This window comes from Corynebacterium sp. HMSC074C04, from assembly GCF_001838295.1.
In the GTDB taxonomy this organism is placed as follows: Bacteria; Actinomycetota; Actinomycetes; order Mycobacteriales; family Mycobacteriaceae; genus Corynebacterium; species Corynebacterium amycolatum.
In genome coordinates this window covers 297870-307924 of sequence record NZ_KV836270.1, presented here as the reverse complement: position 1 = coordinate 307924, position 10055 = coordinate 297870, and the positions used below count along the sequence as shown (strand labels likewise).

At 55.7% G+C, this 10055-nt stretch carries 8 protein-coding genes and 1 pseudogene; 7 read left to right on the top strand and 2 right to left on the bottom strand.

All coding sequences use genetic code 11. The features are described 5' to 3' along the window. Positions 1-209 precede the first annotated feature (209 nt). The gene (locus HMPREF3011_RS02580) at positions 210-935 is read right to left on the bottom strand and encodes a LuxR C-terminal-related transcriptional regulator (protein ID WP_038626003.1); all 726 of its coding nucleotides are present in this window, start codon (positions 933-935) and stop codon (positions 210-212) included. After that, on the bottom strand, positions 932-1726 hold the full coding sequence (locus HMPREF3011_RS02575) for a sensor histidine kinase (protein ID WP_038626001.1): 795 nt from the start codon (positions 1724-1726) through the stop codon (positions 932-934). The genes HMPREF3011_RS02580 and HMPREF3011_RS02575 overlap by 4 nt, the downstream gene beginning before the upstream one ends. A gap of 126 nt (positions 1727-1852) precedes the next feature. On the opposite strand from HMPREF3011_RS02575, the gene HMPREF3011_RS02570 reads away from it, so the two are divergent. The 7 genes and pseudogenes from HMPREF3011_RS02570 to HMPREF3011_RS11325 all read left to right on the top strand — a co-directional run. Next, entirely contained in the window at positions 1853-2569 is a 717-nt protein-coding gene (locus HMPREF3011_RS02570; RefSeq protein ID WP_038625999.1) for an ABC transporter ATP-binding protein, read from the top strand. A 134-nt stretch (positions 2570-2703) separates the two neighbouring features. Further along, complete coding sequence (locus HMPREF3011_RS02565; protein ID WP_246821388.1) at positions 2704-4002, top strand: FtsX-like permease family protein; 1299 nt, start codon at positions 2704-2706, stop codon at positions 4000-4002. A gap of 181 nt (positions 4003-4183) precedes the next feature. Beyond that, a complete protein-coding gene (locus tag HMPREF3011_RS02560; protein ID WP_070841108.1) occupies positions 4184-5458 on the top strand; it encodes a PhoH family protein in 1275 nt (424 codons plus the stop codon). Positions 5459-5555: 97 nt separating this feature from the next. Beyond that, positions 5556-6692: an ABC transporter ATP-binding protein gene (locus HMPREF3011_RS02555; protein ID WP_038625994.1), complete on the top strand. Its 1137-nt coding sequence runs from the start codon at positions 5556-5558 to the stop codon at positions 6690-6692. 61 nt (positions 6693-6753) lie between these two features. Then, positions 6754-7977, top strand: a complete 1224-nt coding sequence (locus tag HMPREF3011_RS02550) for a DUF4032 domain-containing protein (RefSeq protein WP_038625992.1) — start codon at positions 6754-6756, stop codon at positions 7975-7977. 526 nt (positions 7978-8503) lie between these two features. Then, the gene (locus HMPREF3011_RS02545; protein ID WP_222867013.1) at positions 8504-9787 is read left to right on the top strand and encodes an ABC transporter substrate-binding protein; all 1284 of its coding nucleotides are present in this window, start codon (positions 8504-8506) and stop codon (positions 9785-9787) included. Between the two features lie 179 nt (positions 9788-9966). Beyond that, positions 9967-10055 (top strand): annotated as a pseudogene (locus tag HMPREF3011_RS11325) (sugar ABC transporter permease); the annotation flags it as partial.

Genomic DNA, 10055 nt, shown 5'->3' with positions numbered 1-10055 from the left:
GTGTCCACTTACCGCCGATGAAATTCTCGTACTGCTCCTTGTACGTGAAGATTGCATCGGGGGTGTCGGGGTTGGCATAAACAGTCATGTAGACACGTCCTTTCGGTGGGAAAACAACAAACGTACGAGCCAACTTTAAAGTGTGACTTGTGCTACTAGCAACACTTATTTTTTCATCGCCTTTGCGAGCGATGCGATTGCTGCCGACCCTAAATCTGCCCCGACGTCGCCGTGAGAAATTCCAAGATTGCTCGCACACGGCGGTTTTCCTCGCCGGGCTCCAGATGCAGCTTCATAAAGATGTTGGACACGTGTTTCGCCACTGCCGCCCCGGAAAGCACGAGGTCATCGGCAATCTGCTTATTGGACTTGCCTCGTGCCATCAGCTCGAGCACTTCGCGTTCGCGCGCCGTTAAACTGGCTAGCCCCGATTTGCCGGACTGCATCAATGCCGTCGCCACATCAGGGTCAATCACCACGCCACCACCTGCGACGACCTCGAGCGAACCCAAGAAGTCCAGCACCTGGCCAACGCGGTCTTTGAGCAGATACCCGGTCCCGCCACTCGAGCTGCTGCCACTCGAGCCGACCCCAGTACCAACCCCAGCACTACCTCCAGCACCGCCCGGCGAGAACAACTCACGCGCATACGCCGGCGCCACATACTGCGACAACACCATCACATTCAGCTGCGGATAACGCTCGCGCAACTCGACCGCCGCCCGCAGGCCGTCGTCACTCATCTTCGGTGGCATGCGCACATCGGTAATCACCAGATCTGGCAACTCGCCCGTGTCATCAAAACGGTCATCGATGTCCGCCACCAGGCCGTGGGCAGTATCGACCATCGCAATGACTTCATGTCCACGCTTTTCGACGAGCCCCGCGACTCCCTCCCGCAGGAGTGCCGAGTCATCCGCAATGACAATTTTCATTTTTTCTCCGCACCTTTCTTCTCTACGCTTTCCATATCCACGCCTTCCATTTCTCCAATGCCCGATTCCCAGCGATTTAGCATCAAGGGAATTCTGGCTATTACCTGCGTTGGCCCGCCTTCGGGAGAGTGCATGGTCATCGCACCGTCGAAAGTAGCTAGACGCTCTTTCATGCCCCGCAATCCGCGCCCCAACTTCGCACCACCGGGGCCTTGGTCGGTAATTGAAATATTCAGTGTTTGATCTGAGGTGAGCAACACAGAAACAGGGGCATTCGGTGCATATTTCGCCGCATTAGTCAGTACTTCTGCACAGAAAAAATATGCCGCGGCGAGCACGCTTTCCTCCAATTCCGGCAGGGGATAGGGAGTGTGCACAACAACGTGAGGGCCATACCCTTCAGCAATTTCCTCAACAGCCGCTTGCAGACCGCGATCGCGCAACACCTGCGGGTGAATTCCGTGGACTGTTCGTCGCAAAGCACGTAATCCATCCTCCAAATGGCCGCGCGTTTCCGACAGGAGCTGCATTAGTTCCTCATTGCCAGTCTTGGATGCCTCTAATTCCGCAAGTCCTAATTTCATTGAAGCCGCAACAATGTATTGCTGAGCTCCGTCGTGGAGGTCATTTTCGATGCGGCGACGTTCAATCTCAAAGGCTTCGGCAATTGTTCGTCGTGAAGCGGTAAGTTCGGCGATGCGGGCGGCGGCGGATTCCTCGTAGCTGCGTTTATGCGCTTTTTCGCGGCGGTTCGCGCCGATATATTTGCGGAAATAATCCTTCAGCTCCATAGTTTCCTATGGTACGAAAGCTCTGTGTGCGGAGGAATTAATTTCCGGCATGGTAGACCTAGCACTACCGCAAAAGGAAAGTGGGCACGGTGTTGAAATCGCCTCCGTGCGAGTGAAATGAGTGTCATGACAGAGAACAACAGCCCAAGAAACGCACGACTTTGTATTCGTGACATCACTAAGTCCTACAATTCCGCTCCCGTTCTCACCGGCATTTCGCTGACCATTGAGCCCGGCGAAACCGTTGCAGTCATGGGACCGTCCGGTTCTGGTAAGTCCACGTTGCTGCACTGCATGTCCGGCGTGTTGCTGCCGGACGACGGCGACGTCATCTTCGGTGACACCAAGATCAATTCGCTTTCCGACGCCGACCGCTCCGCCCTCCGCCTGCACGACTTCGGCTTCGTCTTCCAAGACGGCCAGCTCCTGCCCGAGCTGACTGCCAGGGAAAACGTCGCTTTGCCAATGATTCTGCAGGGCAGGAAGCGCTCAACGTCACTCGCGCTTGCCGACGATGTACTCAGCCGCCTGGGCCTAAAAGACCTCACGCGCCGTCGCCCAGGACAAATGTCCGGCGGTCAAGCGCAACGTGTGGCCATTGCCCGCGCGATGGCCGGTGAGCCAGGTGTCATCTTTGCTGATGAGCCGACTGGCGCGTTGGACCAGTCCACAGGTCATGAGGTCATGCAGCAACTGATTGCGTTGGTGGAGCAGACCGGCACGACCTTGGTGATGGTTACTCACGATGTGAGGGTGGCCGACTGGTGTCGTCGACGTGTGGAGATCCGCGATGGCCTGATTCACGACGACCGCCTGCTGGCAGGAGCGGAGGTTACAAAGTGAGCACCGTAACTGAAGCACCAAAACCTCAAAGAATCCCTACCGGCGCACTAGCGGACCTGAGCACGCGGCTGCAGCGCGCCGGGCGTGAATCCCATTCGGGAAACGGCTGGTTATCCGCATTGTCCGTGGTGGCCATGACCGTGAGTACCTGGTTGGCGTTGGTCGTCGTCGGTGGCACGGCCATGTTTTACCGCCGTTGGCAGGCTGAGCCAAAGCTGCCGCCGAACCCAACGCCTGAGGATTACATGAATCAAGGTCAGGGCGAGATGTACCTGCAGCTGGCACTCGTGGCCTGTGTTTTTGTGATTCCGGCAATGGTTTCGCTGGTGGCACAGTCGGCGGTGCTTGGCGCTGCAGGGCGGGAGCAGCGACTGGCAACTCTGCGCTTGATTGGTCTGTCTAACAGGGCAGTTACACGCATGGTTATTATCGAAACCCTCGTGTTGGCGGCTGTTGGGCTTGTGGTGGGCACGCTCTTGTCGGTTGCCACCGCGCCATTCTGGGCGATGATCAAGTTCGATAATGACTACCTGGATACCTGGGACATGCTGCTGTCTTGGTGGGGCTACCCACTCGTCTGGGGTGCCGTGGTGCTTCTCGCGCTCTTTGCGGCTGTGGTTGGTTTGCGTAGGGTGATGATTTCACCGCTTGGCGTTAGCCGTAAAGAAGTGCCCAAGTCGATGAAGGCATGGCGCATGATTGTGGCCGCTGTTATCGGTGCGGGTGTGCTGTACGTGGTTGGCAACTCCAATATCGCGGGTGGAACCCTCTCGACCATAATTGGTGTCGCAGCGATGATGTACCTGATGGTCTGGGCAATTGGCCTAGTGGCGCCTTTCTTTATCCAGCTTGTTGCCCGCATTTCCAGCTTCTTCGGTACTTCAAGTGATTTTGTGGCGACGCGACGAGTAGCGACTAACGCTAAGGAATCGTGGCGTCGAGTAAGTTCCATGGCCTTCCTGTCCCTGCTGCTTGGCTACACAATGATGGTGCCTGGCGAAGACAAGATTGAAGAGGTTGCAGACGCCACATTCGCGCACGATATTGCAACCGTTGTGACTATCACTTTCGTAATCGGTTTCATTCTGCTGCTGGTATCGACCGTGCTGACTCAGGCCTCAGCTGTCTATGAAGAGGCATCGCTGACAAAGGCGCTGGACTTCATCGGTACTCCAATCACCTTCCACCGCACGGTCACTTTTAAGCAGACATTCTTCCCCATGCTTGTGACCAGCATCTTCGGCTTTGTCATGGGTGCGCTGTTGGGGGCGTTCATGTTCGGTCCGGTCGCGAACGAAATCACTTTTGGGCAACGCTCACTTGTTGTTGCGCTGGCGTACGTCTTGGGAGTTTTGGCAGTTGGCGCTGCGACCTTGGCTGTCGATCCACTTCGCCGCAAGCTGCTGGGACGTCAGATTCGCCACAACGACTAGTCGCCATTGCAACGACTAGTTGCCATTAAAAGGGCAGTGGAGTGGCCGTGCAGTGGTGCTCGGCCAGTTCCTTAGGGTTCAACTTGAGGATTAGAGCTCGTAACCAACTGTGGTTCATCTGATAACCAAGCATTCATCTCACAACCACGTAATTTCTACCTCTGACTTTTAGCCTGAGGGCATGCGTACCTACGTGCTTGATACCTCGGTCCTGCTGTCCGATCCCCACGCCACCAAGAAGTTCGACGAGCACCAAGTTGTGCTTCCGCTGGTCGTGGTGAGTGAGTTGGAGGCCAAGCGCCACCACCCAGAGCTGGGGTGGTTCGCCCGAGAAGCGCTCCGTTTCCTCGAAGAGCTGCGCTACCGCTACGGCCACCTGGACCGGCCTGTGCCCGCCAATGACCTTGGCGGGTTTATGCATATTGAGCTCAACCACTCCGATCCTTCCATCCTCCCCGCAGGCTTCCGCACCGCCGAAAATGATCACCGCATTCTCGCTTGCGCCCTTAACCTTCAGCACGATGGCCATGATGTCGTGCTGGTCACCAAGGACATTCCGCTTCGCGTTAAGGCTGGGGCGGTGGGATTGCCTGCCGACGATTACCGCGCCCAGGACGTCGTACTGACTGGGTACTCGGGAATGGTGGAAGTGGACGTCGACCCGGAGGAAATTGATCGTCTCTTCGCCAATGGCTTTTTGGAGCTCGAGCAGGTTCAGGAGCAGCCGCTGCACTGCGGCGTGCAGCTCAGCGCCGGTAGCCAGTCTGCGCTGGCAAGGGTGAGCGCCCCGGGCGTCGTCAAGCTTGTGCGGGGCGATACGGAGGCGTTTGGGCTGAAGGGGCGGTCGGCGGAGCAGCGTGTGGCGCTCGACCTGCTGTTGGATGACTCGGTGGGGATTGTTTCCCTCGGCGGCCGAGCCGGCACGGGTAAGTCGGCGCTTGCGCTGTGCGCGGGTCTGGAGTCGGTGCTGGAGCGCGGTCTGCATCGCCGAATCGTGGTGTTTCGTCCGCTCTACGCGGTCGGTGGCCAGAACCTTGGTTACCTGCCCGGTAGTGAGGACGAAAAGATGAACCCGTGGGCGCAGGCTGTTTACGACACGCTGGAGGGGCTGGTCTCGGAGAACGTCATGGATGAGATTGCCTCGCGCGACATGCTAGAGGTACTGCCGTTGACTCACATTCGCGGTCGTAGCCTGCATGACAGCTTCGTGATTGTCGATGAGGCACAGTCGCTGGAGCGCAACGTACTGCTGACGGTACTGTCGCGTCTTGGTAGCAATTCCCGGGTCATCCTTACGCACGATGTGGCGCAGCGTGACACCCTGCGGGTCGGCCGCCATGACGGTGTACAGGCGGTGATTGAAAAACTCAAGGGTAATGAGCTTTTTGCACACATCACGCTGAAGCGCTCGGAGCGCTCGAAGATTGCGGAGCTCGTGACGGGGCTGCTCGATTAAGAGTAAGCTTATGAGGCAGATACGTAGGAGCTGTTCCTGCGGTTACTTTCACTCGGATCGTTCGGCACGTACCTGCCGATGAAAGGTTTGCATTCACATGGCTACTGTGACTTTTTCTGATGCCACTCGCATTTACCCTGGTGCGACGAAGCCTTCTGTGGACAAGTTCAACTTGGAAATTGCCGATGGTGAGTTCCTGGTTCTGGTGGGCCCCTCCGGTTGTGGTAAGTCCACAACACTGCGCATGCTTGCCGGTCTGGAAGAAGTCAATGAGGGCAAGATTTTCATTGGAGATCGTGATGTGACCAATGTCTCGCCCAAGGATCGCGATATTGCGATGGTCTTCCAGAACTACGCACTGTACCCGCATATGACGGTGCGCGAGAACATGGGCTTCGCGCTCAAGATTGCTGGTGTGGACAAGGACGAGATTGACCGTCGTGTCGAAGAGGCTGCAAAGACTCTGGATCTAACTCAGTTCCTGGACCGTAAGCCTAAGGCTCTGTCCGGTGGTCAGCGTCAGCGTGTGGCAATGGGGCGTGCGATTGTGCGCAAGCCGCAGGTGTTCCTGATGGACGAGCCGTTGTCGAACCTGGACGCGAAGCTGCGTGTTCAAACCCGCACACAGATTGCGGCCATGCAGCGTCGGATGGGCGTGACCACGATGTATGTCACCCACGATCAGACTGAGGCGCTGACCATGGGCGACCGCATCGCCGTTATTAACTTCGGTGTTCTGCAGCAGGTCGGTACTCCGCGTGAACTCTACGAAACCCCGGCAAACGAATTCGTCGCAGGCTTCATTGGCTCACCTGCGATGAACCTGGGCACGTTCAACGTCTCGAATGGTTACGCCACGTTGGGTGAGGCCAAGATTAAGCTGCCGGAAGCAACACTTGCTGCAATCGTGCCGGAGGATCAGAACCAGATTATTGTGGGCTTCCGTCCGGAGGCATTTGACCTGGTCGAGGGGCCGGGCGATGACGTCATTCCGGTGCAGGTCAATTTGGTCGAGGAATTGGGCTCCGATGCATTCATGTATGGCGACCTCGTCGGTGGTGGAGCACTGAGTTCCGGATCCTCCTCTAATCCGGACGAAGAGGAGCACGGTCAGGTGGTTATTCGTACCGCCCCGCGCACCGCGCCGAAGTTGGGCTCGGTAGTTTACGGCAAGATTCGCCCGGGCATGCTGCACCTGTTCTCTAAGTCGACTGGTATGCGCCTTCCAGCTTAAACTCCTACGTTTAGATGAAATGAGTAGCTGGTAGGGCAGCAGGACAGTTTTAGGAGCCACCGTGTCGGAAACTATGAAAATAGCCGCGACAACGGTGGCTTCGAAGCTTTTGCGCCTTCCTTGGCATATACCTCTGGAACAGTGGCCAGATGATTTGTTAGCCGCCCTACCTCAGGGAATTTCCCGGCACATTGTCCGATTCGTCAACTTAGACGACCGCGTCATTGCAGTGAAAGAAATTGGTGAGTTCACTGCTCATCATGAATACCGAATGTTGCGTGACCTGATCAGGCTCGGTGCTCCATCGGTTCGCCCGCTCGCGGTAATTACCGGCCGTAAGGATGCAGATGGCGAACCGTTAACTGCCGCACTCGTCACAGAACATCTCGAGTATTCGCTGCCGTATCGTGCAGTTTTTTCTCAACAGGTCACCCGCGAAACTGTGGTTCGCCTGATTGACTCTTTAGCAGTTCTGCTAGTTCGTCTGCATCTGCTTGGTTTTTACTGGGGTGACGTGTCGCTGTCGAACACTCTGTTTCGTCGTGACGCAGATGCCTTTTCCGCCTACCTTGTCGACGCGGAGACGGGAGATTTGCAAGGTACGCTCTCAGATTCCCGCAGGCTCTACGATGTCGACGTTGCCCATACCAATATCATCGGGGAGCTCATGGATCTGCAGGCCGGCGGATTCCTGGATCCTGAAATGGATGTAATTGCGGTGGGTAGACGCATTATTGAGCGTTATGAAGATCTGTGGCAAGAGCTGACGGGGGAAGAATCCATCGGTGTTGAGGAGCCTTGGCTTGTCGATGAGCGGATGCGCAGGCTCAATGACCTCGGTTTCGATGTCGGTGAGCTGAAAGTCACGAGTGATGGTGGCCGCGTTGTGTTCCGACCACGGGTGGTTGACGCAGGCCATCATCATCGGCAGCTGATGCGGCTGACAGGATTGGACGTGCAAGAGGGGCAAGCGAGGAGGATGCTCAATAGTATGCAGACCTTTCGGTTGTCGGAAGGTCTGGAAGGGATCCCGCTAGAGCAAGTTGCGCACCGATGGCTGCGTGAAGTTTTCGAGGCCACAATCCTGGCTGTGCCCGAGGGGCTGCGTGGAAGGCTGCAGGATGCGCAGATTTTCCACGAGGTCTTGGAACATCGCTGGTACATAGCGGAAAAACGCCGTGCGGATGTGCCGCTTCAAGAAGCGGTGCAGAGCTACGTGGCCCGAGTGTTGCCCGGGCATCGCGACGAGTCCGTATATCTTCCGGCGAGCGATGAGGTCGAGTAGCTCTCTAAAAGCAGACTGTTGAGCGTACGATTATTTCAAAAGTGACAACCAAACGACCTACCAGAATGTATATAAAAATATACATACAGGCCAAACAGGGGTACTTTTGGCGGTCGGGTGGTTGTCGGGTCTGTGTGTGATTGTCGCGGCCAGGTGCTTGCTTTGGTGTCGGTAGATGGCTCTGTTCAGTGAAAACAGCTCGAGAACAGCTCTAATTCTAGGTGTGTTTTCGAGAGCTTTTACTATTTTTCTCCTTTGCATTTGTTCACAGCTGACTGAAGGCCAACCTAAATTGGTTTTGGTCAAGTAAGATTTTGGTGAGACCGAATGCCCGCGTGGGTGGCATCGAAGTTCGCATGAAAGGCTACTTCTAGCCGCAGGGCGGGATAATCCAATTAGGCCACGGCTGTTGGCAAATATCCGTCCGAATTACTCGGAGGGTGCCATTGAAGTGGCCTTTCTTCTCAAGGGAGAAAATATAGTGAAGAACTTCAAGCGCCTTTCAGCTCTGTGTGCAGCAGGCCTGATGGCAACCGCTGGTTTGGTTGCGTGCTCGAGTGATGATGCGGTTGCAGATGGTGGTGTCTACTTCCTTAACTTCAAGCCGGAGCAGGATGCCGCATATCAGAAGATTGCGAAGGCATACACTGACAAGACTGGTGTTCAGGTCAAGGTCGTTACCGCTGCTTCGAATTCCTATGAGCAGACTCTGAAGGCCGAGATTGGTAAAAAGGACGCGCCAACACTGTTCCAAGTCAATGGTCCGGCGGGCCTGCGTACTTGGCAGGAATACATGGCAGACATGTCTGACACTGAAATTGCACAAAACCTCAACGAGGGCATTGAGCCGCTGAAGGGGGAGGACGGCAAGGTATACGGCGTCCCGTTTGCAGTCGAGGGATTTGGCCTGATCTATAACGAAGAGATCATGGACAAGTACTTCGCGATGCCTGATGCCAAGGCCAAGAGCATCGACGAAATCAAGGCCTTCGGAAAGCTGAAGGAAGTCGCTGAGGACATGCAGGCCAAGAAGGACAAGCTGGGAATCTCCGGCACCTTCGCTTCCACCTCGCTCGCATCCGGTGAGGATTGGCGCTGGCAGACGCACTTGGCCAACGGGCCGGTTCATTATGAATTCGAGGACCTTGGCACCAAGGAAACCGCTGATGTGAAGTTCAAGTACAACAAGGAGTTCAAGAACCTCTTTGATTTGTACCTGAATAACTCCACTGTCGAAAAGACTCTGGCCCCGTCGAAGGCTGTGTCCGACTCGATGGCTGAGTTCGCTCAGGGCAAGGCCGCTATGGTTCAGAATGGCAACTGGGCATGGTCCCAGATCAACGATGTCTCTGGCAACGTGGTCAAGCAGGACAAGATTAAGTTCATGCCTATGTACATGGGTCTGAAGGACGAGGATAAGACCGGCATCTCGGTTGGTACTGAAAACTACCTGACGGTCAACTCCAAGGCTTCGGAGGCTTCCCAAAAGGCAACGAAGGACTTCGTCAATTGGCTGTTCAACACCGATGAGGGCAAGAAGTACGTCGTCGAGGATCTTGGATTCATCGCTCCGTTCCAGAACTTCACTGAAGCCGACACCCCGAATGACCCGCTGGCCAAGGAAGTTGCCGCAGCAATTGAGAACGAGGATCTGACCACCATCCCGTGGGACTTCCAGTACTTCCCGTCTCAGCAGTTCAAGGATGATTTTGGCGCAGCGCTGGCGCAGTACGCTTCCGGAAAGATGCCGTGGGACAAGGTTGTCGAGACTTTCGCCGACAGCTGGAATGCGGAATCTCCAAACAATTAAATACCAGCAAATCAAAGGTGAGCCATTCCATCGGTGAGTGTGAAGCGAAAGTTTCTCGTGCATGAACAACCGACGGAATGAGTTCAACCAATGGCAAGGCGGAGCTCGGGGCTCGGTGACCTGTTAAACCGGTCTCGAGGCACCGGGCTCCGCCTTTAGCTTTAGGAGCGGTGTTGTAAATGCAAGCAACATTGAAAAAGTATTTCCCAATTTTCGTGCTACCCACGCTGATTGCCTTTGCAATCGCGTTCTTGGTGCCGTTCGTAAT